This window comes from Trichodesmium erythraeum IMS101 (assembly GCF_000014265.1).
In the GTDB taxonomy this organism is placed as follows: Bacteria; Cyanobacteriota; Cyanobacteriia; order Cyanobacteriales; family Microcoleaceae; genus Trichodesmium; species Trichodesmium erythraeum.
Map to the genome: position 1 here is coordinate 3907411 of NC_008312.1, position 25606 is coordinate 3933016.

General features: G+C 35.0%; 17 protein-coding genes and 1 pseudogene. 12 read left to right on the forward strand and 6 right to left on the reverse strand.

All coding sequences use genetic code 11. From position 1 onward, the window contains the following. Positions 1–8 precede the first annotated feature (8 nt). Together TERY_RS12105 and TERY_RS12110 are read right to left on the reverse strand one after the other, a co-directional pair. Positions 9–2435 carry a UvrD-helicase domain-containing protein gene (locus tag TERY_RS12105; RefSeq protein WP_011612098.1) on the reverse strand — a complete coding sequence of 809 codons (2427 nt, stop codon included), beginning with the start codon at positions 2433–2435 and terminating at the stop codon, positions 9–11. Between the two features lie 53 nt (positions 2436–2488). Further along, positions 2489–3592 carry an ATP-binding protein gene (locus TERY_RS12110; protein WP_011612099.1) on the reverse strand — a complete coding sequence of 368 codons (1104 nt, stop codon included), beginning with the start codon at positions 3590–3592 and terminating at the stop codon, positions 2489–2491. A 1583-nt stretch (positions 3593–5175) separates the two neighbouring features. On the opposite strand from TERY_RS12110, the gene ffh reads away from it, so the two are divergent. From ffh to TERY_RS27900, 8 genes and pseudogenes are all read left to right on the forward strand, one after another. After that, complete coding sequence (gene ffh / locus TERY_RS12115; RefSeq protein WP_011612100.1) at positions 5176–6627, forward strand: signal recognition particle protein; 1452 nt, start codon at positions 5176–5178, stop codon at positions 6625–6627. A 222-nt stretch (positions 6628–6849) separates the two neighbouring features. Continuing rightward, complete coding sequence (locus TERY_RS12120) at positions 6850–7083, forward strand: hypothetical protein (RefSeq protein ID WP_044136762.1); 234 nt, start codon at positions 6850–6852, stop codon at positions 7081–7083. Continuing rightward, positions 7080–7349, forward strand: a pseudogene (rpsP, locus tag TERY_RS36880) (30S ribosomal protein S16); the annotation flags it as partial. The gene TERY_RS12120 and the pseudogene rpsP, both read left to right, overlap by 4 nt. A gap of 85 nt (positions 7350–7434) precedes the next feature. After that, on the forward strand, positions 7435–7923 hold the full coding sequence (locus TERY_RS30630; protein WP_370495345.1) for a KH domain-containing protein: 489 nt from the start codon (positions 7435–7437) through the stop codon (positions 7921–7923). Between the two features lie 348 nt (positions 7924–8271). Next, positions 8272–9225, forward strand: a complete 954-nt coding sequence (locus tag TERY_RS12135; protein WP_011612103.1) for a PhoH family protein — start codon at positions 8272–8274, stop codon at positions 9223–9225. A 23-nt stretch (positions 9226–9248) separates the two neighbouring features. Further along, positions 9249–9662 (forward strand): ChuX/HutX family heme-like substrate-binding protein, encoded by a 414-nt coding sequence (locus TERY_RS12140; protein WP_011612104.1) that lies wholly within the window; start codon positions 9249–9251, stop codon positions 9660–9662. Positions 9663–9958: 296 nt separating this feature from the next. Beyond that, entirely contained in the window at positions 9959–10462 is a 504-nt protein-coding gene (locus TERY_RS12145) for a helix-turn-helix domain-containing protein (protein ID WP_011609939.1), read from the forward strand. Positions 10463–10470: 8 nt separating this feature from the next. Continuing rightward, positions 10471–10926: an IS630 family transposase gene (locus TERY_RS27900; RefSeq protein WP_081432519.1), complete on the forward strand. Its 456-nt coding sequence runs from the start codon at positions 10471–10473 to the stop codon at positions 10924–10926. Between the two features lie 328 nt (positions 10927–11254). Here the strand turns inward: TERY_RS27900 and TERY_RS12150 are convergent, their stop codons facing one another. After that, positions 11255–11692: a hypothetical protein gene (locus TERY_RS12150; protein WP_011612105.1), complete on the reverse strand. Its 438-nt coding sequence runs from the start codon at positions 11690–11692 to the stop codon at positions 11255–11257. Between the two features lie 209 nt (positions 11693–11901). Continuing rightward, positions 11902–12978, reverse strand: a complete 1077-nt coding sequence (locus tag TERY_RS12155) for a hypothetical protein (protein ID WP_011612106.1) — start codon at positions 12976–12978, stop codon at positions 11902–11904. A gap of 282 nt (positions 12979–13260) precedes the next feature. Here TERY_RS12155 and TERY_RS12160 point away from each other — a divergent pair, with 282 nt between their 5' ends. The 4 genes from TERY_RS12160 (at position 13261) to TERY_RS12175 (ending at position 19588) form a co-directional block, all read left to right on the forward strand. Then, a complete protein-coding gene (locus TERY_RS12160; RefSeq protein WP_011612107.1) occupies positions 13261–13896 on the forward strand; it encodes a hypothetical protein in 636 nt (211 codons plus the stop codon). A gap of 153 nt (positions 13897–14049) precedes the next feature. Further along, positions 14050–15516 carry a dynamin family protein gene (locus TERY_RS12165; protein WP_370495349.1) on the forward strand — a complete coding sequence of 489 codons (1467 nt, stop codon included), beginning with the start codon at positions 14050–14052 and terminating at the stop codon, positions 15514–15516. A gap of 144 nt (positions 15517–15660) precedes the next feature. Then, on the forward strand, positions 15661–17820 hold the full coding sequence (locus TERY_RS12170; RefSeq protein WP_011612109.1) for a dynamin family protein: 2160 nt from the start codon (positions 15661–15663) through the stop codon (positions 17818–17820). Between the two features lie 112 nt (positions 17821–17932). Beyond that, positions 17933–19588, forward strand: a complete 1656-nt coding sequence (locus TERY_RS12175) for a dynamin family protein (protein ID WP_011612110.1) — start codon at positions 17933–17935, stop codon at positions 19586–19588. A gap of 723 nt (positions 19589–20311) precedes the next feature. Here TERY_RS12175 and TERY_RS12180 read toward each other — a convergent pair. Both TERY_RS12180 and TERY_RS12185 read right to left on the reverse strand, forming a co-directional pair. Further along, entirely contained in the window at positions 20312–21085 is a 774-nt protein-coding gene (locus TERY_RS12180) for a DUF4058 family protein (RefSeq protein ID WP_011612111.1), read from the reverse strand. Between the two features lie 1044 nt (positions 21086–22129). Further along, a complete protein-coding gene (locus TERY_RS12185) occupies positions 22130–24973 on the reverse strand; it encodes a carboxypeptidase-like regulatory domain-containing protein (RefSeq protein ID WP_011612112.1) in 2844 nt (947 codons plus the stop codon). Positions 24974–25606: the final 633 nt, after the last annotated feature.

The following is a 25606-nucleotide window of genomic DNA, read 5'->3' on the forward strand; positions in this document are numbered from 1 at the left end:
TTTAACTATTACCTAACACTATCTGGAAACTCAGCCTTTAAGTTAGGTAAAACTGAACAAGGTTTTTGTTGTTGTAAATTTTCTGGTTTGTTCCAGGTAAAAGGTGCTTGTTTGGCAGCAGACATCCACAACAGCTGTTTTGCTCTAGTCATTGCCACATATAATAACCGAAATTCCTCAGCCATTTTCAAATATCCTGCTTGTTCCCAAGCTTTAGAAATATCTGGAAAATTTTCCTGTTGCAAGCTTGCGCGAATTTGTGCCCTTGCCACTTCAGTTAAGTCAAAATCTCCCAAAAATTTAGCCTGAGGCAATACTCGTAAATTACCAGGAATTATATTTTCATGCAAAAAAGGTAAAAATACAAAATCCCAATCTAAACCCTTAGCTTTGTGCATAGTAATAATAGTAATTTGTTCAGAACGAGTATAATATTTATCTGCATTTTCCCCAACTTCTACAGATTCAAATCTCTCAGAACTTACAATTTCATTTAACACTTCTAAAATAGCATTCATCGAACTATTACCAGCAGTTTGTTTAGCAACTCTTTCTGCTAACTTATCTGCAGTTGCCAAATCTGACTGTTCATAGTTTAATACTAAGGCTAGAAAAGAAATTAAATTATATAAAGGCAATTCAGATTTTGCTCTGAGTAAACTACGACAAAAATTACGACATTCACGTACTTTTTCTGATTGATATGGGTCGAGAGGACCTGGATAAAGAAATTTTTCTAATTGAGAGGCAAAAGAATTATAATCTTGCTGAGGAATTAACTTATGATTGCCCAAAACTTTCAAAGCCGACTTTAAATAATCTGGAGAATGGGGGCGGTGAATAAATTGTATTAATGCTAATATTTCTTCCGGAATTTGAGAGGGACGTGCCCCTTGAGAAACATCATGTATTTTAATACCATATTTTCCTAAATCAATATCTACTCCATATTTTCCAGGATTACTAAAAGTATCTGCGATAAATTTGCCTTGTTTATTTTCCCGTACTAATACAGCAAATTTACCTTGAGGATTTTCTTTAAACAAACTAATTATACGTTTACCCATCAACTCAAGTGTTTGATAAATATTATCAGGTTCATGTATTTCTAAACCACCACCAATAGCTGGAGGGTTATTATTATTATTATTTCCTGATTCTTTCTCTTCTACAGGCTGAATATTTTGGTCTCGAAATGGTTTTTCATTTCCTGCTAATTTTAAATTATTTACCCATTTCAAAACAAAATTAGCTGCATCTATAATAATTTTACAACTGCGGCCTGCTTGTTCCATAACTGCCATTTTTTTTAACTGTTCACAGTCTTCACAAAATCGCCGAAAGTATATTGGATCTGCTGGGGTAAATGTCGAATTAATTGCTTGGTTTGGATCTCCCACACGCATCAGATTTAGATGACTTAATTTTGATAATCTTTGATATTGGGAAATTAAATTACAATTTAAGTTACTATCATTATATTCACTAGATGTAGCGAGTATTTCTAATAATTTTGTTTGCAAAGGTGTAGAATCTTGAGCTTCATCTTCAAACACGGCAAATACTCTATTTTGCCACATTTTTCTAGCACTTTCATTTTGCAATACTCGTAAAGCTGCTAAAATCATTTCATCGTAGTCAATTAATTGATGTTCCTTTAATATTTTCTGATATGTTTGATATAAACTAGCAGCAATAGTCAAAACTTGATAATTATCATTCTTTTGGCTTTGTAGTTGCCATAAATCTTCAGGTTTAAGACCAGAACTTTTAGCCTGTTGAATTGCTTTCCAAGCTAATTGAGGTAAAACTTCAGTACGTAAAACTGACTGCCTTCTTAAACATTCCGTTTCTTCTCCATCAAATTTAATTCCTTTAATTAAAAGTTGATAATGTTTCGGATTATTGGCTATCCAATTTTCTACACAAGCACGAGTTATTTTATTGCTAGGAGTAGGCATAATTAAATTATAATTTTCTAAATCTAACTCAGATAATTCAGGATGACCTACGGCAATACTTAAAGCTAAACCGTGCAAAGTATGAACAATAAAACTACTTTCAAAACTGCCTTTAGGTAAAGATAATTCCTCTAAACATTGTTTGTTAATTTGAGCTTTAATATTAGTAGCTGCCGAACGGGTAAAAGTAACAATAATTAATTGATGGTGGCTATGTAATTGATAACGGGCGATCGTTAAAGCTGCTGCTATTGCCATACCATAGGATTTTCCGGATCCAGGAACTGCCGATACTGCCAAAGGTCCCCCTTGCCAGTTGGCCATTTGTTGTTGTCCTGGTCGCAAATAAGAACAAACTTTTGGAATTACTTGTTTTCTTAAAGTTGCTATAGATAAGTCATTTTCTGTGCTTGTAGCACTCGTTTTAATATCAGCAGATGGAGGTGTAAAATTATCGTTAAAATTGTCAGTCACTTTATTCTCAATCGAAATTTAGCAATAAATATTAATGTTTCTTTTTTTATAATTTAATCTATTTTAGCTACAGGAAAACGAAGGTAAAAAGTTGTACCTTTGCCTATAATTGATTCAAAACAAATCTCTCCCCCGTGGGCATCAACAATTGTTTTCACAATAGCAGTTCCTAATCCTATACCACCCTGTTTTCCATAACTTACAAAAGGTTTAAATAAACTATTCTTAATTTCCTCAGGAATACCAGATCCATTATCCGAGAATGTAATTTCAACCCATGGCTCTTTTCTTTTAGCTTTAATTTCTATCTGGCCTTTATCTTTATTTACAGCTTCTACAGCATTAGCTAATAAATTTTGTAGGGCACGGTTAATTTTGTTTTCATCAGCATTTATGATCAAACTCTCTTCAAAAGAAACTATTAACTCTACAAAAGTCGAATCAATATAAACCTGGTTTAATTTTTGAAAGTTTTGTAATAGCTTGGCTATGTCAACTTGCCGAGAGTATAGTTTTGTATTTCCCTGAGAAAAAGCAAGCACTTCTTCTGCCATATTTAACATCCTCTGAACTTGCATAGAAATTAAATCGCACCACTCTTGACTTTCTTGATCTGGATGGAGTTCTTTTAACATGGAACTTGATAGTTGAATGCCAGTAAAAGGGCTTCTAAAATCATGAATAATAGTGTTGACCATCTCTCCAATTAAAGTCATTTTTTCTTTATAAGCTAATTGGTTGACATATTCCGTTGTTATGCTGCGCAGCCTTTGAGATAAAATACTTAATATCTTTAAAACAACATCCCCTTGTGTTTCAGCTAATATATCGATTATATGGTCATAGTAAATTTGAGCTACAGTTGTTTCCCTAAGTGCAACTACCCTACAACTCCTTGGCTGTCTATCTATAATTCCCAATTCGCCAAAAAAATCATTTGATTTAATTGATGTAATTATAATATAATTATCACATTCCTCACTTTTTTTACTGACTAGAGCTTCACCTTCGAGAATTAAGAATAAGGCATCTGAATTATTGCCTTGGTCAACAAGAATATCCTGGGGACTAAATTTTTTAATAATAGCAAATTGGGAAATTTTGGCAACTTTATCTTTCCCAAAATAGCGAATAAATTGATGTTCTTCTAGTTTCATTAGTAGTGAGATATAGTATATTTTTAGGTTGACTATTATTACTTGTAATAGATTAATCTACAGTCAAAAATATCTGTTGTCAAAAAAAACATTTTTATGATAAAAAAAATTGAGACTAGCAATTGAAGAGTAAATTAGTATGAAAATCAATTAAATTATGATAAAATATTACAAGTGAATTAGAGTATATAAATCATAACAATTGAATTAATATTTGGTAAAATAGTTATACTGTTTTTCATGGCCGTTAGTTATTTAAATACTATTTATTAATATTTATATTTTATGTTTATTCAAAAGGAAATTTCATATAAAATATTTCAATCACCTGTATTCTGGTAACACTTTTTTGATTTGTATTAATGTGTTTATACAGTGATTTCTGCTCGTTATGAGATACATATATTGATAGTTTTAGGGGTTAGGTATTAAGGAATATGACGAGTAGGACACGCAAAAGCAAAAAATATTTATCCTGCCAGTTGTAGGATGTTAGTCCAGAGTCTGCTGTATATTCTGCCCTTAGTAAGTAGATAGGCGTGTTTCCCGCTTGTAAAAAAATGTAAATTTTCTATCAAATCTACTGTCTAGAGAAGTTGAGAGTTAACTTTACAAAATCTAATATAGTTAAGCAATTTCTGTGGGTACCTACTGATAAGTACTGACACAAAATTATTTGCCAAGGGCGATATTTACGCAAGGATTGGATTTAAGCTAATCAATGTGTTTAATTTATGTTGCCCTTTACTTATAGCAGTTCTTATTATCTGTATGTATAAAATATTTGGGGATAAGAATTACTGAAGAAATTAAGTAGAAACGTGGAATTAAGCTAAGAGATTCATATTCTTGCCCATCGGGTGGCCTTTTTGTTGTTTTTTTTGAATACACAAAACGAATCCTATTAAAATATCGTCACCTGAGCTCAGGAAAATTGTCCAAGTATCCTAGTCAAACGGTACGGTTTGTTTGCCCCTGAGTATTTCAACATTACTTGTGGATATTATTGGTCATCCTAGGCAGTATGGGGATTTTTAAAGATTAGAAATGATTTTTGTTCACAGCACCTGACGGATAGTTATTCATTGTATATAGGCCAATATTTGAAACTAGGCAATAAATAATATTGATATCCTTCCCAGGTAGTGCCTTGAACTCGGGGCTAATATTAATTCATGATAAATGGCAGACTTAAGTTGAAAAATTGTTTTGATTGTGTTAAAGTTGATACTAATATAGTAAAAGTAGTGAAATTTATTGTTGTATGCCTTGACCTAGAGTCTATATATATCCGCTCAAAATTTCAACTGTAAACTTAAGGCTCAAAATTGAAGATGTAAAAATGTAAGTTCACAGATAGATATTAACTATGGGGAAACAAGAGAGAGAAATGAATAAAAACAAATATTGTTAAAGTTTGAGACCAAGAATACACAAAAAATCAAAGGTAGTTAACCCAGAGAAAAAACTAGGTAATTGTCAAATGCAAAGATAAACAATAAAAATAATATGAAAAAAACATAGAAAAAGTTTTCCCAATGATATATAATAAAGATTTACTACTAGCTAGCTGAAATTGCTCTATGTTTGAAGCTCTTGCTGACCGCTTAGAAGTGGCCTGGAAAAAACTAAGGGGTCAAGACAAAATAACAGATTCTAATATCCAACAAGCCCTGGGAGAAGTACGTCGAGCCCTGTTAGAGGCAGACGTCAACTTACAAGTTGTGAAAGGCTTTATAGCGGAAGTCAGCAGTAAGGCAAAAGGAGCAGATGTATTAACAGGAGTAAGACCAGACCAACAGTTCATAAAAATCGTCCATGATGAACTAGCGCAGATAATGGGAGAAAGTAATGCTCCCCTAGCGAAAGCCGACCAACCGCCAACTATTGTCCTGATGGCAGGTTTACAGGGAACAGGAAAAACCACAGCCTCAGCTAAGTTAGCCTTACATTTAAGGAAAGAGAACCGGAGTGCTTTACTGGTAGCTACTGATGTCTATAGACCGGCTGCTATTGACCAGTTAGTTACCTTAGGAAAACAGATAGATGTACCCGTATTTGAATTAGGTACAGATATAGACCCTGTAGAAATTGCTCAGAAAGGGTTGGAAAAGGCCAAGGCAGATGGTATAGATATAGTAATTATAGATACAGCAGGTCGGCTACAGATAGACCAAGATATGATGGCAGAACTTGCTAGAATTAAAGCAGCAGTTAAGCCTCAAGAAACCTTGCTAGTAGTAGATGCAATGACAGGTCAAGAGGCTGCAACATTGACCCGTACCTTCAATGATCAAATTGGGATAACAGGGGCGATCCTAACTAAAATGGACGGAGATACAAGAGGAGGGGCAGCTTTATCAGTCCGTAGAATTTCTGGTCAACCGATAAAATTTATAGGGGTGGGAGAAAAAGTAGAAGCCCTACAACCTTTCTACCCAGAAAGGATGGCTTCTAGGATTTTGGGAATGGGAGATGTACTTACCCTGGTAGAAAAGGCTCAGGAAGAGTTTGACATAGCTGATGCAGAAAAAATGCAGGAAAAAATCCTCTCAGCTAAGTTTGACTTTACTGACTTCCTCAAGCAAACGCGACTGATGAAGAATATGGGTTCCTTGGGAGGAATTATGAAATTAATTCCAGGAATGAATAAAATAAGTGATGATAAGTTGCAGCAGGGAGAAACTCAGCTAAAACGTTGTGAGTCTATGATTAATTCTATGACGCGCCAAGAGCGCCAAAATCCCGAACTTTTAGCGAAATCTCCTTCCCGACGACGACGCATTGCTGGTGGTTCAGGTTATGCTGAGAAAGATGTGAGTAAACTAGTGAGTGACTTCCAAAGAATGCGATCGCTGATGCAGAAAATGGGCCAAGGCGATCTATCAGGGATGGGGATGCCTGGAATGCCTGGTATGGGAATGCCTGGTATGCTAGGAGGTAAAGCACCTCCTGGTTGGCGTAACCAGCAAAGTACGGGTAGCGGTAAAAAGAAAAAGAAGCAGAAAAAGAAAAAAGGCTTTGGGCAGCTTTAAAAGAGGAGCAAAAACAAAAGCTGAAGTATCACCCAGATATGCTTAAAACATACATGCTTTTTTCAAAATTTCTTATGGTAGATGTTCAAGAAGCATTTTATCTAAGCTCTATCCAGTCTAGTGAGGTCTTAAAAAAAATAGGTGGAGTTACTGGGGATTTTTAAGTATGTCATTAAGTATGAGAATCTTTGATTACTAAATAGGTTTGTCTATAGACTTTGTATGATATGTAAGTATGAGATAGTAACAGATGCGGTTAGCTTCATCGTTGATGCCTGTGGAGGTCGTGCTGCCGACAGTGACCAAGGGAAGCAGGAAGTAAACATTAAAATATCACTAAATGTGAGGTTTTATATCAGTTTTATAAAGCAGTTAGTAAAAAAATCAAAACGCTATCTAGGTTACCATGAGATAATAGCTTATAATTCTAAACAGGAGTACAATTACTCGAAATGATCAAACTGCGATTAAAGCGATATGGAAAAAAACGGGAAAGTAGCTACCGGATAGTAGCAATGAACAGCGATTCTCGTCGTGATGGCCGTCCATTAGAAGAACTCGGCTTTTATAATCCTAGAACAGATGAAACAAGATTAGATGTGCCAGGAATTACAAGACGCCTTGAACAAGGTGCCCAGCCAACAGATACAGTGCGTGACATATTGAAAAAAGCTAATGTCCTTGAATTATCCAGAACCGGAGTTAACACCCAAGCAAACGTATCAGTTTCCCATGCAGAATCGACCGAAGCCATTACCAATGCTGAACCGATCCAAGCAACTGCCAATACTGAAAGCAACGAAGTCAGTGACAGTGAGTCAACTGCAACAGCAACAATTAGGGAGTCTGAGGAACAACCGCCAATCAGTGAATCCTGATTATGCTGAAATAGTCAGATCTTTAATTGAGCCATTTCTAGAGTCACCAGAGTCTTTACGAGTGGACTGTGAAGTGAACCCCCGGCAAGCAAAAGCATGGATTCGTCTGGCTTTTGATGAACCGGAAAAAGGGCGAGTATATGGTCGTGGAGGACGTAATATCCAAGCAATTCGTACTGTATTAGCAGCAGTAGCTCAAGCAGCAGGTCAATCTGTACATTTGGAAATATACGAAGACCAGTCAGAGATACAACAGTCTTATTCTTCTGAGTATCCAAGTCATCGAGAAGAGGGAGTATACAACCGAAGGACTATATCAAGTAGTCGCCTATATGACAACAGACACAGACTATCTCGTCATCGTGGTACAACTCCAAGTCCAATTAGATACAAAAGAGATGGACATGGAATGACATAAAAATCATAACTAATGCCACCATTAATCTTTATAAGGAATAGTGGGGGCATTTTATTTATTAGTATGGACTTCCCAAGACTATTCGGGATCAGAAACTTCTGAAAACTGGAGACTAACCCCGAAGCTGGAGGGAGAGAGAGGAAGTGGGGGAGAAGAGAGAAAGATTATGGTGGCTAGGGAGGTTAAACTATTTAAGTTCTCTTAAGTGCTCAAAAAAATATATTTTTTCTCATGAAAAAACTTCTTAAACAGATATGTATAACTTGTATATTTTTTCAAATTTTTGGTGAAGAAACTAGCTAATTCCTATAATTATAGAATGAGAATGAGACAAAGAAATATGTTGGTATGACAGAGGCACTGAAAATAGAATTGCCTAATATTGATAGTGCGATCGCTCTTTCTGGTTATCAGGAAGAAAATATTAAATTTCTGGCAAAGCACACAGGGGCAAATGTCGTACTAAGGGGACAAGAATTATTAATAACTGGCACTGCAACTCAAATTGAGAGATGCCAGAAGATTATATGTTCTTTAGAAAAACTTTGGAAACATGGTAAAACTATAACTGGAGTAGAAATTCTTACTGCTCGCCATGCTATTGAGACAAACCGTCAGGATGACCTGGAAGAACTTCAGCAAGATGTTCTGGCAAAAACTCGTCGTGGGCTAGAAATTAGGGCTAAAACTTTTCGCCAAAGAAAATATGTACAGGCCATTCGCCGTCACGATATGACTTTTTGTGTGGGCCCGGCAGGAACGGGGAAAACTTTTTTAGGAGCTATTATAGCAGTCAAAGCACTTTTAGACAATGAATATGAACGCCTAATTTTAACGAGACCTGCGGTGGAAGCCGGAGAAAAATTAGGGTTTTTACCAGGAGATTTGCAACAAAAAATAAATCCCTATTTGCGACCTTTGTATGATGCTCTTTATGAATTAATTGAACCAGAAAAAGTGAATACTTTGATGGAAAAGGGAGTTATTGAAGTTGCACCTCTAGCTTATATGAGAGGTCGGACTTTGAATAACTCTTTTGTGATTCTTGATGAAGCTCAAAATACTACTCCTGCTCAGATGAAAATGGTATTAACTCGCTTGGGTTTCCGTTCAAAAATGATAGTGACAGGAGATATTACTCAAACAGATTTGCCTCTAACTCAAAGGTCAGGATTACTTGTTGCGATGAAGATTCTACGGAATGTCGAAGGTATTTCGATTTGTGAACTATCTCAAGGGGATGTGGTAAGACATCCTTTAGTAAAGAGAATAGTTGCTGCTTATGAAGACTATGAAAAATAAATAATAAAAATAAGTATCTACCTATGAATACTAACTTGAAAGATTTTTTAGAAGTTTGTGAACAACTTGGAACTTTACGTTTAATTGTGACAAGTAATGCTGCGGTATTGGAAGTTAAGGGAAAAATTCAAAAGTTATTTTATGCTGAACTTCCCAAGGGTAAATATGCTAATATGCATAGTGATATTTTTGAGTTCCATCTGAATATGGATCAGATTAAACGGGTAAAGTTTGAAACTGGGGAAGCCAAACGGGGAAATTTTACTACTTATGCAATTCGTTTTTTAGATGGTCAAGGTGAAGTGGCTTTGAGTGCATTTTTGCAGTGGGGAAAACCAGGAGAGTATGAGCCTGGGCAGGTGGAAGCTTGGCAAGGGTTGAAGGAAAAATATGGTGAGATTTGGGAACCTGTGTCAGTGGAAAGTTTAGAGTCTTGAGTTAGTTTTTTGGCGTTGCATACAATATGAGCACTATGATCATCTGCAATGAGGGAGCTTGCATGTAACGTTCCTATATTAGTTGTTAGGTGTTAGTTTGAAAAATTAACAAATTGATAACACCTTACTACCAAGTTCATTGATTTTGGCTTTGGTTTTTTATTGATGGCTTTTTATTTTAATCATTTTCTATCTTTGCTATCTACCAAAAAACCTAAAACTACCAAATCTACTAATACTAATTTCATAAACTTAAGCTACACTTTTAGAAGTAACCTATTATAGAAAATGTCCCCATGTCAGGAGTAGTAAAAATTGAGATAAATGAATCGGTAGAAACTCTCAAAAAACTTTTAAAAAGTGCGAGTACAGCTCAAGAAAAGGAAAGACTTCAAACTATTTACTGGTTGAAAACTCAAACAGTAGAAACAGTAAAAGAAATTGCGATAATGTTAGGACGCAATCGAGTCACAGTACAAAAATGGTTAGGGAAATATCGTACAGGTGGACTGAATCTTTTACTAGAACCAAAGAAAAATCTAGGAGGGAGGCCAAGTTCAATTCCACCAAATGTAATCGAGAAATTAGAAGCAGAATTGCAAAACCCGGAAGGTTTCCAAAGCTATGGTGAAATTCAACAGTGGTTAACGACTTGTTTTGACATCGAGCTGTCTTATCGAACAGTTCATCAATTAGTCAGATATAAATTAAAAAGTAAATTAAAAGTTCCACGTCCAAATCACATAAAACAAAATAAAGAAGCTCAAGAAAACTTTAAAAAAAACTCTCATCTCAACTAGAAGAGAAAATTAAGTTAATTAATAAATATTCGGAAAATCAACTGCCAATTCGCTATTGGTGTCAAGACGAGACTAGAATTGGATTAAAAACTATAACAGGTAAAGTCATTACTGCTTGCGGTGTTAAGCCCATTGGTTTATATCAATGGCTATTTAAATATCTATGGCTTTATGGTTTAGTAGAACCAAAAACAGGAGATTCCTTTTTTTATGAATTTAGTCATCTAGATACTCCTTGCTTTGAAAGATTTTTAGAGCTTTTTTCTCAAACATATCCTGAAGAGATTCATATTATTCAACTAGATAACGGGCGAGGGCATCTAGGGAATGATTTATCTATCCCTGATCACATCATTTTATTATTTCAACCTCCTTATTGTCCCGAAGTTAATCCCATTGAAAGACTGTGGAAAGAGGTGAAAAAATTCTTGAAAAATCGAGTTTTCGATTCCTTAGATTTCTGACGCAGAATCCTGAGAAATATATTAACTGGATTTAGTCAAAAAGATATTGCTTCTTGTACAGGATATGATTTTATTCTTGAAGCATTATGTGTAGTCGGACTTTAGGAAATTGGTATAACTATCTTTGCTCTCTACTACTAAACCACTAAATTTACTAAAACTTAATATATTTGGGAGTGCTAATGGTCAGTTATTAAGTTAAAATTTTAGAACTCAGCAGTTAGAAAAAAGTTTGCTTGACAATTGAAGCGATCGCTAAGTGATAACTGTTGCGCTACGGAATATGAAAAACGCAGTTCCTCGGAAGGAGGTTAACTGATAACTGATTTTATGCTTGAGTCCAACCTTGAAAAGCTGCCACTAAAACATTAGCAATTGGATGATCGAGAGCTTCTTTGAATGCTTCTGTTCCTGCTGATTTTAATACTCCTATTACTCGCTGTTTTAATGTGGGGTGATTTTCAACAACTTCAACGGCTTTAGCAACAACTGCCATTTGCCCTGCGGTAGTTTCCGTAGGGTTTGATAGCTCTAATTGTTGAAGAAGCTGTTGAATTTCTGCTGCGGTTTCAGCTAAAGTTCTTTGTTGAGCTTCATTAATGTTTCCAGCTAGTTTCTCAACCTTGATTTTTCCGTTGTTATAACCTACAGCTATATTAGTGTTTTGATTTTCAACTTCTCCTTTATTAACACCTATACTAAAAGCACCTTGTTGTTTGATATTGTCACCGTATATACTGGTTTTTTTTGAATTATCGTTTTCCATAATGCTTGTCTCTAGATATGTACTACTTAATTTTCTACTGATGTTCTCTCAAGTAGAACAGCTATATACGACTTTTATGTTTCTAATTTGTGGATAAATTCTACAGAACCTCTCTAAATTGTAGAAGATTTACTGGAAAAAATACTGCCTTGGAGATTCCAATATCAATATTGACAAGTATGCTCATTGTCGTTGGAGGATCTTAGATATCATTTGCTAAATAAGTGGTTACCAAATAGTGGTTTTCCAATTCTGATAATTGGTTCTCTTGGCGCGAAATTGTTTTTCATCATTTCGATGTGTTCAGGAAGTGTCAAGTTAGGTATCTTGATTTCTATAGGGTTTAAATTTTCTAATTGTGGAATAAGTTGGTTAATTTTTGGTAATGTTTCACCTCTAGTTTTTTCTTGAAGTTCGTTAATGCTTCCAAGTGTATCAGCTGTGATTTTTCTGTTATCAAAACCTACATCTACATTAGTGTTTTGATTTTCAACTTCTCCTACATTAATACCTGTACCAAAACTTCCTTGTTGTTCTATTTTGTCACCGTGTATGTCAGTGTTTCCCTCTATGTAAAAATGTGTGTTACTTGATATATGATGATGTATAACGTTTGATTCTCCATTCATCATGGAGAGTCCTAATGACCAAAGAGAAAATTCAACACCAGACCCTATTATGTTTGCAGCAAAAGTCTGGGTACTATTTGGGGTTCCGTTTTGATACCCATTCTGGTTTCCATTTTGAGATAGATTACTATTTTCCCTATTGTTATCGTCTTCCTCGCTGTCTTCTAAACTCGAATTCTTCTGAAGTTGCGGTTCATTCATTAAGGGGTTTTGGAAAGAACTTAAACTATATTGATTGGAATATTCCCAACTATACTCATTATTTCCTTGTCTACTATTGATAGAGTAAGAGGAAAAGTTCTCTGAATGGTTTTCCACTCCAGAATTTAGGTTTTGTGTTTCGGTTTCTGGTCTATTGCTAGTAGGAACGGAGTAGGAAGCCTGATTTTCTGGATAATTAGGAGAGTTGTAGTCATGATCAAATGCTGTTGTTTCATAATTATTCCATTCATTGTCAAAGGAATACGGTGACTGATTTTCATAAATATTCTCCCTTGTGGGTATATCGTGCTCTAGGCGATGGGGATCTCCTGAGTTCGGGAAAGATAAATGATCATGTTGATATGACAAGTAGTCACATTCACTTGATATTATATCTGAATATTCATCAGATTCACCAGGCATAGAAGCTGGGTTCTGCGAATTAGGAATGTTCATGGTGACAAAACTTCATTCCATATTAAGTATTATGGAAGGCCAAAATATCTCTGGACTTCCTTCTGGCCACTACATCAAGTTATATCCTTTGATATGTTTGCCTCAATTGTTTGTTTTAATTATAATCAAAGATATTATAGCATTATAAGTACTGAGTTAGTCAAAAAAAAATTATACTTGCTCAAAATTATTGTTGGCTTTTTACTAAGATATTGGAGTCTTAAGGTTCAGATTTTTATGGCTTCCTCAGAGTAAACTTCTATAAATCAAAATGAGAGTTAGATGAATCTTTTACTAGGATGTTTAGCTTATCCTGTTGGCATTGCTGTAAGTAACGTCATAGGAAAATGTATTGACTACAAACTTGCACAGCCCCAAGCTCATGGTTTTCGAGAACAGGAACTAGAAGCACAGCATCAGTTTCGTTTAAAAGAACTAAAACAACAATACGAGCAGAGTATAACTAAGTCTTTTGTAGATTCTGAGATTAGGATAAATGAACAAAAAATCATTGAATATTTAAAGTCAAGTTATTCTATTTCAACAAAAAAAGCTTTGATAAATTTAGCGAGAGAAGATGCAAATAGTCCCTTTTTTGATGGGGTAGAGACGACTTACAAATTTGTAAAGGGTTTGCATGAAAAGACTGGTTTACCAATCATTTTGGTGTCTCCTTTTTGGGATGATACTAGACCTAAAGATAAAAATGACCCAGGTGGCTATGTTGATTTTCGCACGGCTTTTAATAGTTCTTATAGTTGGCATAATTTAGCTTCTAAGCAAGATGGTTATTTTAAGAGGCCTTTATATCAAACAGATCGGGATATAAATTACGTTTATAGTGTGCTTTATGATGTTCCTATTATTTTAGTTCATGGAACAATTCAAGGGGTTCATTCACCTCAACAATTTGTGTAAAGAATTCACCCTCATATTACTTTTTGGAATTTATTACCGGATCAACAGGATAGTTATACAAGTCTAGATTTAAGGTTTTTCCCTTTTCAACTTCCCCTGGGAAATATTCAGAATCCTCATGCTTATCGGGAGATGGGTGAATATAGTCTAAATTTGCAAGATACTGTCAGTAAGTATTTGGCTAAAGCTATTGGTTTGTTAAGTTCTTTTTATCATTTATATCGTTTTGAAACTCGTCCTAATCTACAACAATTTGAGTTAGAAAATGAACAGGAATTAGAGATTTTATTACTTCAGGTAAATAAGATTTATGATTTTCTATCCCAAAAGAATCCTAACAAAGTCAATTATTATAAACTTGAAAAATCTGTAATCTTTTTAGAGCTTGATATTGAGGAAATAAAACCTAAGAAAGAATTAGATACCAAACCAAACTCTAAGGTTAATTTGGAAGTAACTGAAATTTCTTGTTGGTTTGCTGAACGACTAGATAAAATAGCTAGAACAATTATTGAATTTGAACAGCAAGGTGATGTAATTAATTGTCAAGCTGTTGTCACTCTATTAGAAGAATCAATCGAAAAACTACTAAATATAGGTAATCAATTGAGAGTCTTGATGATTGGAGATCTTAATCGTGGTAAAAGTACGATTCTTAATGCTTTGCTTGGAGAAAGTTTGCTACCTATGGGAGTAACTGCTACTACTGCAATTCCTACTTTTGTTAAATATGGTGAACAGGAAAAAGTAGTAGTTTATAAGAAAAATGGTGAACAAGAATCATTAAGTTTGGAGGAATATAAAAAGAAATATACGCTCAATTCAAAAGAAGTCAAATCTCTAATAAAGAAGCTGTATAATAATGTAAAAAGAAAATGGCTTGAACCTCTAGATTATGCTGAACTTTATTGTCCAATTGAAGTTTTATCAAGAGGGGTAGAATTTATTGATACAGGAGGATTTAATCTTACAGAAGCACAGAATCAAAAGACTTTTGATTACATTAAGGAGTGTGATGTTATTTTCTTTATTTTAAGTGCAGACCAACAACTTACTCAACAAGAGAGTAATTATATTAAAAGGCTATTAAGTATGCAAAACGATATTAATCAAATAAAAATAAACCAAAATTTTACTCCAAAAATCACAAAACCTATATTTTATTTAATCAATAAATTGGAAAAGGTTGAAGAAGATGAAAAAAAAGAAGTCCATGACATTTTTGTTGATAAATTCTGTGAATGTTTAGATATAAGTGAAGATGAAGCAGAAAAAATGTGGGGAGATACAATATTTGATGTGTATGCTAAAACAGCTTTAAAAAATTTAGAGCAAGGAGAATCTCTTGATGGTACTGGAATTATAGAATTTCAAAAACGGCTTGATAATTTTTTAAGTAATGAAAAATTAAAAACTAAATTACTACAAGCTGCTCAAATAGCAGAAATCGTTAAAGGTAAAATTGCTTCAAAAGTTAGTAATAGATTAGCTTTGTATAAATATACTGAGGTTGACCATGAGGTAAAAATTAAACATTTACAAGCCTTACAAGATAATATTTCTGCTCAAGTGGAAATAATTAAGGCTAAATATAATCAAATAAGTAGCTGTGCAGAATAGATCACATATACTTTAAAGCCAAAAAGCATATCTTCCCTGTAGTTTGGGAATAAATAATGGTAATTAATTTTGCCTAGGCACTTAGTAATATGACTTTCTAAACATGAAAGTCATACAAGTTAAATAACAATGAGGTAAACGACCATGCAAAATCAAAATACTGGATTCAATTTAGAAGTAACAAAAATCCGCCATGGCTTTGCTGATAAACTTCAAGAAACGGAGAAAATAATTGGTGATTTTGAAAATCAAGCAATAGTTCAAGGAGCATCGGGACAGTTAGAATTATCTGCTGTTAGAAAGTCTTTACGTAATGAAATTGGCAAGCTAAAAAATGGTAAATTTCGCTTTTTAATCATTGGAGATTTTAATCGTGGTAAAAGTACTATTCTTAATGCATTTTTTGAAAAAAGTTTGCTACCTATGGGAGTAACTGCTACTACTGCAATTCCTACTTTTGTTAAATATGGTGAACAGGAAAAAGTAGTAGTTCATAAGAAAAATGGTGAACAAGAATCATTAAGTTTGGAGGAATATAAAAAGAAATATACGCTCAATTCAAAAGGAGTCAAATCTCTAATAAAGAATGTGTATAATAATGTAAAAGGAAAATGGCTTGAACCTCTAGATTATGCTGAACTTTATTGTCCAATTGAAGTTTTGTCAAGAGGAATAGAGTTTATTGATACAGCAGGATTAAATCATACAGAAGAGGAAAATCAAAAAACATTTTCGTATATTGAGAAATGTGATGCAATTCTTTTTGTTTTAGCCGCAGATGAACAATTTACTCAGAAAGAAGAAGGTTACCTAAAAACGTTTTTGGGGTACAAGAAAGAGATTGAAGATATTGAAAACCAGCCACAATTAACACAAAGTCAAAGCTCAGATCCAGAAAGCAGAAACACAAAGGAAGTCAGACCAATTTTTTACTTGATTAATAAATGGGAAAAAATTGAAGAAGATGAAAAAAAAGAAGTCCATGAAATTTTTGTTGATAAATTCTGTGAATGTTTAGATATAACTGAAGATGAAGCAGAAAAAACGTGGGGAGATACAATATTTGATGTGTATGCTAAAACAGCTTTAGAAAATTTAGAGCAAGGAAAATCTCTTGATGGTACTGGAATTATAGAATTTAAAAAAAGACTTAGTGATTTTCTAACTAATGAGAGATTAATGACAGAATTAAAACAAGCTGTTAATAAAGCAGGAATTGCCAGCAGACAGGTAGTGTCGAAAGTTGAGGAAAGATTGTTTACACTTGAAGATGATGTAAAAACATTGGAAGAAAAAATTGAGAAAACTAAGCCTTGTGTTAATCTTATTAACAAAATTGTTCAAAATGTAAAGGAGAAAATAAAAGACAAAAGATATCTCTGTATTGCAAAAGTGGAAGGAGAATATAAAAGCTATTTTAATCAATTAGTTCTCAATTTTGAAAGAGATTTTGAAATGCCTGTAGTATCGGGTATGGAAAATAATCAACGTGAAAAATATACCCAATCTTTAGAGAATAAATTAACAAAATATCGACAAAAAAAGCTGAAAAATTGGCATAAAATAAGTACGGGTATCGTGTATGAGATTATTAATGACTTAAACAATTCATTTAACAAAGAAATTAATGACTACAATAAACAAAGAGATGCTATCAGGGAAATTCTTAATAAAAAAAAGTTTAAAGTTAAAGACCAGACAAGTTTATCCATGGATCAAAGTAGTTCATCAGAAAAATCATCATTAACTCCGGCTGAGGCAAATGTAACAGGAAGAATGTTATTGGGAGGGACTGGTGGGACAGTAGGTACTGCAGCAGTAGGAGCTGGAGGAGTATCATTAGCCCATGTTTTCGGATCACATATAGCTTTAACACATATTGTTGGTTCTGCTGTGGCTTTAACTCCTTTAGGATGGGTTTTAATTGGTAGTAGTGCTGTTGTGGGAGGAATAGTAGCATGGTGGCAAAGAGACGAAGAAGTTAAACAATTTCAGAAAAATATGCAGAACAGGGTCAAAGAAGCATTTAAAAAATTGCTTGAAGAAGATAAAGTCGAGGCTCTTAAACAGCAAGCCAGAGAGGTATTTAACCCTTATGAGGAGTCAGCTAAACAAATGAAAGACGATATTGAGTCTCTAGAAATATCCCTTGATAATTTGTTGGAAAAGAAAAGAACAACTTCAGTTAACATTGAAGAGGAGAAAGAACGTTTACAAACTTTCGTAGATAATATTAATGATAAATTGAAAACAATAGAAGCAAAATACAATGAGATAGCTTTAGCCCAATCTAAAGACAGTTAAACATTGTATGGTTAATTTTTTTTCTCAGGGTAGTTTACTAAGTTTTCTATTCTTTAGTAAGCTACGCTTTCTCGTAATTAACTGATGAAACTTGCAAATTATTTTGTTCAAAATGAAATCTTCTATCACAATTTCAAAGTCTCTTCAAGCTGCCTGTCAATTTATTGATGCCCAAGAAAATCAGCAACTTATTAAAGATGTGGAATTAGCCTGCCAACAATTGGTTAATCCTAATTTTGGAATAGCGGTAGTTGCTCCTTTTAATTTTGGCAAATCTACTCTAATTAATGCTCTATTAGGTAAAGAAATTATGCCAACAAAAATGATCAGAACTACTGGAACATTAATTAGTGTCAAGTATGGAAAAACTTTAACAATTGTTATTACTTTCACTTCAGGTAAAGTAATAAGAAGTAACGATGGAAAAGTTCTCAAAAAGTTTACTGTTTTGAATCGTCAAGGTAAACCTAGAGAGGATGTAGTTTCTGTAGAAGTTTTTTATCCTCATAAATTGCTCAAAAATGGAGTAGAACTTTTTGATTTACCCGGAACAAATGATAGGGAAGAACAGGATATTTTGATTCGTAATCAGTTATTGCGGGTAGATTTAGTTATTCAAATACTAAATGCTAGACAACCTTTTACCCAGGGAGAAAAGGAAACACTTAATAAATGGTTATTGAATAGAGGTATTAAAACAATTATTTTTGTTCTTAACCGGATGAATGAATTAGAAAGCAAAAATGATCAAGATGAAGTTTATAATGATGTTTATTCAACTATTAATACTTTTGAATCAGATTTACCTAAAGGGGTTAAAAAACTCTACCGTGTTGATGCACTTCCTGCTCTTAAGGCACAACAAGAAAGAAACATTTTGAAAATGATTACAAGTGGTATCATAAGTTTTGAATCAACTTTATTGACTATAATTTCTCTTCAAAAGGAAAGAATTAATCAGACTAGATTATTTCGGGTAATTAGTATAGCTTCTCAGGTTAAGTCTGTTTTACAAAAAGAAGCGAATAATTTGCTCAAAGAAATTAGAGATGCTGAATATGTCAGAAATGTTGCTATTGAAAAAGGAAGGCAGCGAGAAGAATATCTCAGAGAAGAGTTTAAAAGAAGAGTAAGAGTTTATGGTAATTGGCTATCTTTAGATATGCTTTTAGGAAGTTATCAAGAAAAAGTAGCACTGGCTTTAGAAACAGGATCTTTTAATAACTGGCAAGATAGTCAATTTAAGTCAACTATTCTTAATTATACTGAATCAATTGAAAAGTGGGCTAATCAATCTTGTGATGAGTTTCAGAAAGGTAGACCAAATAGGATTAAGATATCATTTCCCAGTTATCCTCATGTCTCTTTACCTCAGCTTCAAGAGACTGATTTTGGTCAGTGGTTTGGTGATGTTTTTAATGGTGGAGAAAACCAAAGAAGATTGGATAAAGAATATGAAAGAAAAAAATGGCTTGCTTATAAAAGTGCTGCTTATAACTATTTACATAAATTTCGTACAGCTACTCTAGCTTTTCTCAATGAATATGAAAAAACTGTTGAATTATTAATAGTTTTTACTGTTCCACCAGAGTCATTTACGGTTATTCAAAAACGTTCTTGTTTAAAGGTTTTAAATAATTTACTAAATGCTATTTACAGTATAGAATCATTGAAAATAACAACTAATATTCAGAGATTAAATTTGGGTAAAGATTTTATTTTTTTTATCCTTTTTTGTAAAAATTGTTTTTTGATGTTAATTGTTTAGGTGAATTTTTGACAGATGCTTTAGCACCTCTCAATGAATATGAAAAAAAATGTTGAATCATTAATATTTTTTATCGTTCTACTAGAGTTATTCACTGTTATCCCCCAAGGTTATTATTTAAGGTTTTGAAATAATTCACTAAATGCTATTCAAAGTATAGAATCCTTGAAAATAATAACTAATACTTATAGGTTAAATTGGTGAGAAAGTTTAATTTTTTTCTCTTTTTTTGTGAAAAGTATTTATTTATTGTAATAAAATAAATATTAATTATACTATAAATCTGTGATAATTTCAAGGATAGATATCAGTATTCAATAGAGAATGATGGGAAAGGTTAGGACAGTCTTTCGGTAATACTTTTTTACGGAAGTCAGAAGTGAAATTGAATATTATGTCTTATGTCGAGCTCAATACTTACCTTAATATTTATAGTTTGGTAGATGTTTGCAGAGGGCAGAAGATACTTATTCTGAAGGGTTTTTTCTAATTGTAACTAAGTTTTACAGGACTTCGGCAGAACCACCATATCTAGTAGAGGCGTTTAAGGTTAGGGCTCTAAACGGCTGTTCGCCCCTATAGATGGTGTATAGTTTGATATTTTACTTAAGCCCTCTTTTATACATAGACTATGCTGCTGGGCATGATGCAACATACTAAAAATTTCTGCAGTCAATATAGTTTCAGGTAATTATTTGAGAAATGGTGTGCTAAAATAGGAGCCTACTGCCTATTCTCCATTCCCTTAACAAATGGCAGAACATCAGCCACAGACCAAGGTAAAGGAGGGCGATCGCTATAACCAATAAAATGCTCATACCCCAACTGTTCGTACAACTCATTTACTAGTGTCTGTAAGTCTACTATTGGTTGAGTATCTCCAGCCAATAGAGGTAGTGAAAATTGAGGAATGGGATCGCTCAAATTAAAAGGATACAACTCGGCAATAGGGCGAATGTTATAGGGACTGATCAAAATTCGATAGTGACTTTTAGTGCTAGTTAAGGAAGGTAAAAGTTCTCCCTCTCGCAAAAGGTCAATTTCCACCAGATGAGTCCTACTCTCTAAAAATTGTTTCCGTCTAGTTTCATATTTATTACGACCTTCTCCTTTTTTGTTTACGAAAGAAATAACTTCAATAATTGTAACTACTTCGTTTGTGGTAGTATCCTTAACTTCAATATGATCCTGCTCAAGTTCTTCTCCCATAGGAATAGTTACTATAATAGGCTGACTGAAAGGTTGTGGTGTGGAGGCTTTTGTTGTTAGTGGGAGTGAATTATCTTGATTTTTTTGCACATTAACATCTGTTTGACTAATAACGATCTGTTTTGAGTTACCCATTTGATATACCCATTTATCAGTCACTAACTGATATTTAGGTAATAACTGGGGAGTTAACATTCTAGCGATCGCTGCCACCAGTTGATTATGAAATTCAGGCCAAAGTTCAGGTTGTTCGAGGTATGGGTTCATTCCGGGAAATGGGTTAGGCATAAAAAAAAGGAAAAATTAGTATTTATATTTATTTTAATTAGGGCTTACTGAAATTTGTCTTATGGGTGAGGGTTGAAGTCCGAACTCACGAATAGTTAGCGAGGTTGCATCAGAATTTCTGTAAGTATTTATACTATTCAAAACTGTTTCTACTTTCTCCAGATATCGATATCTATATAATTAATAAATAATGTTACACAAAATCAAGTTGATTTAAGGTATAAGGTGTGAGGTGTCAGGTGCTAGGTTTGAAAATTAACAAATTGATAACACCTTACTACCAAATATATTGATTTTGGGTCTGGTTTTTCCCGTTGAAGTTTTTACTTGAATTATTTTCTATCTTTGCTCTCTACCACTCAACCTCAAACGACCAAACCTACTAATTATCTTTACTCTCTACCTGAAACCACGAAAAGGGAGTGAATTGTATCCAAGGCATCCAGGTCAATGTCAGCGGTTGTTAAGTTCCCTCCTGGGCTATTAGTAGATTTAAAGGTGACTGAATATTCTTGAGAAACTTGAATGACTCGCTCTTCATTACTACCACGACTACTACCACAGTCGACGATATCTGTGTTGCGTCTCTCCGCAGGCGTTTATTTTACAGCATAAGTTCTGGGAGAAGTCACAGAGGAACCTATTTAATCTATGTTTCCCACGACAAAATGTAGCATAGAAAGATAGGTCAACCCTTCCCTTGTTATCTCCCTGAAACGGCGGGCAAGTTAACCCAACTAGAAGAAAATTATAGTGGTCAATTATTCTCAATAATTTAGTAAATATTTATGCTTAATATTTCTCTGATATTTTGACTTCTCATTAAGGTCAAGTAAATAAGGATAATTTTTATAATATAAATACTTAAGCAAGCCACAGATTTTATACTAATTTTGATATGACATATTGAAGTGCAGAATGTGAAATTTAAGGTGTCACAAATAGTTTTAAACTTTAGATGGGAAATAATTTCCTGAAATGACTGAGGGGGTCAAAATTTAGATTCTTTAAAATCTAACTTTTGACTGCTGCTTAGGGATGGTTTTAATCTCTGTCCGCTGGCTCCCGATAGAGTAAATCAATTTCTGTAAATACCTCTGAGGTTTCATCAAAGCGAATACTCTGGGGTTGAGCTGGTACACCATCAATGAGTAAATCATATTCACCAGGACCGAGGGACTCTAAATAATAAATTCCTGCACCATTGGTAATTGATAATATTTTTGCTCCTTCTCCACTGCGGGGGATCGCCTCTACTCGTAAACCACCCACAGGGTTCCCCGCATCATCCAATACCACACCTAACAAAGCATAGGCAGTTGTTAGGGGTATATAAATGGGTGTATAACTACCAGCTTTCACCTCGACAGCAGAAACTAATTGATTACTTTTCAACCCCAGGGGAATACCTATCGGATCAAGCTCAAAACGGTAGGTATCTGGAGGCAAACGCACAAAAATCCCATTTTTGCGCAGGTCTGGACTATAACTACTAAATCGCCTGACATCCTGATCATTAATCAAGAATAAAAATTCAGCTGTTTCATCCTCTAGCCCTTTGGTATAGATTTTTTCTCCTCTATCTTTACGATCATTGCCGTTTTTATCCAAAAAAGGGATTAACACTAGTCCCCCTTCTGTGCGTAATCTCTCAAAACGACTCTTACCAAAACTTACGGAGGATGACAAAAAAGCAGATGAGGATATCTGTAAACTAAATCTAGAGCTGTTATTGCTCATGGAAATATTTTGATACTTTGCTGTGACATATAACCCTGGGATTTTTGCGGTTGTGATCGAAGCTTGCAAGCCTGAACCTTCTGTTCCGATGCCGTAACCAATATCAAAAATCCAATCTGCAAAGCGATCGCCTACTTGGGAACGAGGTTTATAACGCCAACCAACTGTTGCGAGTCTATCGCTAGAGTTGTTATCATTCTGATCCATCTCTAAGTTCAGAAAAAGGGAATGATTATAATCATACAAACTTTTAGACTTGAGGAAAAAATATTCAAGATCTGTATCCCACCGCTGCTTTCTCATGCGGTGTCGGAGGGTGAGATTCTGATAACGAGAAAACAGATTCCAGTTAACATTTTGATCTTCATCGATATCAATGTTATTACGGAACAACAAATTACCAAAAGAACTACTGACATCGAGTCCCCCTACCAAAACTTTTTCGCCCACATCCCAACCTACATTTGTGGTGAGTCCTGGAAAAAGTCGCCACCTAATTCGTGCATCTTGAGCGTTATTATTACTGTTCAATGACAAGCGAACATCTGGACTCAAATCCCAATTTGCTCTAAATCTTTCTGATAAATCATCCTTATCAAACTCAAAATCTATACCCTGCTTCGGTTTAAAACGAACATTCAAATCATAGCGAATATTGCTACGTTTGTTGTCGGCTCTTTCATCACTATTGAGCATTGCTGTCGCTGTAATTTTTAAAGGCAAATTTCCTGGTTGAAAAAATACTTCCCCCATACCTTTCAGTTGCTGGTCATAAAAAAGTCCTGTACCTAGGGTGATGTTGTCTGTGGCACCCCAACGGTACAAAACTCCCCCTTGCATTTCATCCTCCATAGTTCCGAAGAAGGTCTCGCTATTTTGCGATCGCTCAAATCCACCCGATATCAGTAAGGCTGCAGTCCCACGACTGAGCTGACCAGGCAGTGAAAAGAACTCGGCTTCCCGAATTTCTGGGTCTGCGCTCAGTCGCCCATCGGGGTAGAGACGCAATTTATAATTATTGGCTGAAGGGCTACCACGGAGGGAAGAGGAGACTGTAGTCACGTCTTCAAAGCGATAAATACCGGATGAGTCTACTAACTGTTCTGCCAAAACCCTCTTACTGATAGAGTTAACAAGCTGTACCAATGTGCCTGGCTCTGCTCTGCCCCGAATATCTCGTTGTAAGCGACTGGAATTCAATCTTTGTTCTGGGTTGAAGCCTTCGTTTCCACCGGAAGAGGTGATGGGTGGCGCAAACCCGAACCGCCGAATGGCAGTAAATCCGGTGTAGGTACTGCTACCTTCTGGCCACAATGTTTCTTGGTCACCGATGATATAGTCCGTTGTCGGTGTTTGTCGCATATATTGGAGTTCGTTGAGTTTCCATGTTTGGCGATCGGTGAGGTCTTCTTGGTCAATATTCAGGTACCAACTGCCTCCGAATAGAGTCCCGATACCAACGAGTTCGCCAGTGTAGTCGTCGATTTGGTTGCCACTGCCGGAGATGTTTGCTTCTTGTCCGATGATACTGAGGGTGATGGGGGGGGCTGAGATGCGGGGTAAGCCTTCTAGGTTGAGCTGTCGTTGGTTGCTACGGATATTTGTTTGGGGTAGGTTTTTTCCCAGCCAGTCGGGGTTGAGTATAATTGCATATTCTTCTATATCAAATTCTACGGGAACACCTAATAGTTCACGAATTTGTTCTACGCTCAAAGCCATGCCGAGTTGATCATCGATCGCTAATTCGTTAAGGTCAATTTGTAAAGCTAAACCAGGCGACCGCAGTTCTACTTTTCCGTTATCTAGGGGAGTGGTGTTAAACTTTAGGGCTTTGATGACATCATCGTAGGCAATCAGCCATTTGTCAAAGTCAATTGCTTTTTCGCCATCTTCTGCACCGCGGACGAAAGTTCCGGGATTCACTGTGCGATCGCCGACATAGATGGCCAAGGGCATCAGGTCGAAATTCTGACTAATGGTTTCTGTGTCAGGTTCTGATTCTGAAATAACGGTTGAGGGCGGCAGTTCTTGGGCTTGTAGAATTGGTATGTTAATTGCTATACTTATAATTTGCGGTACAATAACAAGACTCAGATAAGCCCCACTGTTCAGCCTAAAAAATTGGGAAACTTGATTAAAAATATTCATAAATTGCTTGATACCAATTCTTAATACAGAGGCCTTTGGTATCTTTTACTATGGCCGGATAAATTGAGCCGGAAAAAATTCCCACGGTTCTGGAGCCTGAGTCATTCTGAGGCAGATAATTTGATGGGAGTTGGTCGGAGGGCTAATCTCACTTATAATATCATGCCCGGTTGAATACTTACACTTTGGAGGCAGTCAGGCAGAGGGCAGATGGCAAAAGACAGAGGGATAGAAAAAGCATTTATGAAAGAAAGTTTTTTAATTATGGCTTACTGATTAAATATTAAAGCATTGACGTATCAAAGCTTCAGCATTTTGAGTAGCTCAAAAAGTGTCTAGTTTTCGGTTCTGAGAGCTGAAAAAGTTAGTATTTTAGACGCTCCCTAGGTATAAAAATCAAGGTACAAATATATCCCCCTACCTCCTCTATCAATTCCCCATTCCTCTGTAGGGACCTTGCACACAAGGTCCCTACATTTCCTCCTGAAAGATATTAAGGGTGGTTCCCCTATTCCTGAAAAAGGCTTTTTCAGCAAGCCCTAATTACTGATGCTCTGGACATGATATAATAGTATGTTAGTTTTAATTATTAGTTTTGATTAAAAGACAAATGATTCACAAAGCCTGTATTTA

Bases quoted from the DNA above. Each gene is read 5' to 3' on its own strand.
- TERY_RS12110 (WP_011612099.1), bottom strand. From the start codon at position 3,592: ATGAAACTAGAAGAACATCAATTTATTCGCTATTTTGGGAAAGATAAA.
- TERY_RS12150 (WP_011612105.1), bottom strand. From the start codon at position 11,692: ATGGAAAACGATAATTCAAAAAAAACCAGTATATACGGTGACAATATC.
- TERY_RS12170 (WP_011612109.1), top strand. From the start codon at position 15,661: ATGCAAAATCAAAATACTGGATTCAATTTAGAAGTAACAAAAATCCGC.
- TERY_RS12135 (WP_011612103.1), top strand. From the start codon at position 8,272: ATGACAGAGGCACTGAAAATAGAATTGCCTAATATTGATAGTGCGATC.
- TERY_RS12175 (WP_011612110.1), top strand. From the start codon at position 17,933: ATGAAATCTTCTATCACAATTTCAAAGTCTCTTCAAGCTGCCTGTCAA.
- TERY_RS12145 (WP_011609939.1), top strand. From the start codon at position 9,959: ATGTCAGGAGTAGTAAAAATTGAGATAAATGAATCGGTAGAAACTCTC.
- TERY_RS12120 (WP_044136762.1), top strand. From the start codon at position 6,850: ATGATATGTAAGTATGAGATAGTAACAGATGCGGTTAGCTTCATCGTT.
- TERY_RS12140 (WP_011612104.1), top strand. From the start codon at position 9,249: ATGAATACTAACTTGAAAGATTTTTTAGAAGTTTGTGAACAACTTGGA.
- TERY_RS12185 (WP_011612112.1), bottom strand. From the start codon at position 24,973: ATGAATATTTTTAATCAAGTTTCCCAATTTTTTAGGCTGAACAGTGGG.
- TERY_RS12180 (WP_011612111.1), bottom strand. From the start codon at position 21,085: ATGCCTAACCCATTTCCCGGAATGAACCCATACCTCGAACAACCTGAA.
- ffh (WP_011612100.1), top strand. From the start codon at position 5,176: ATGTTTGAAGCTCTTGCTGACCGCTTAGAAGTGGCCTGGAAAAAACTA.
- TERY_RS12160 (WP_011612107.1), top strand. From the start codon at position 13,261: ATGAATCTTTTACTAGGATGTTTAGCTTATCCTGTTGGCATTGCTGTA.
- TERY_RS12155 (WP_011612106.1), bottom strand. From the start codon at position 12,978: ATGAACATTCCTAATTCGCAGAACCCAGCTTCTATGCCTGGTGAATCT.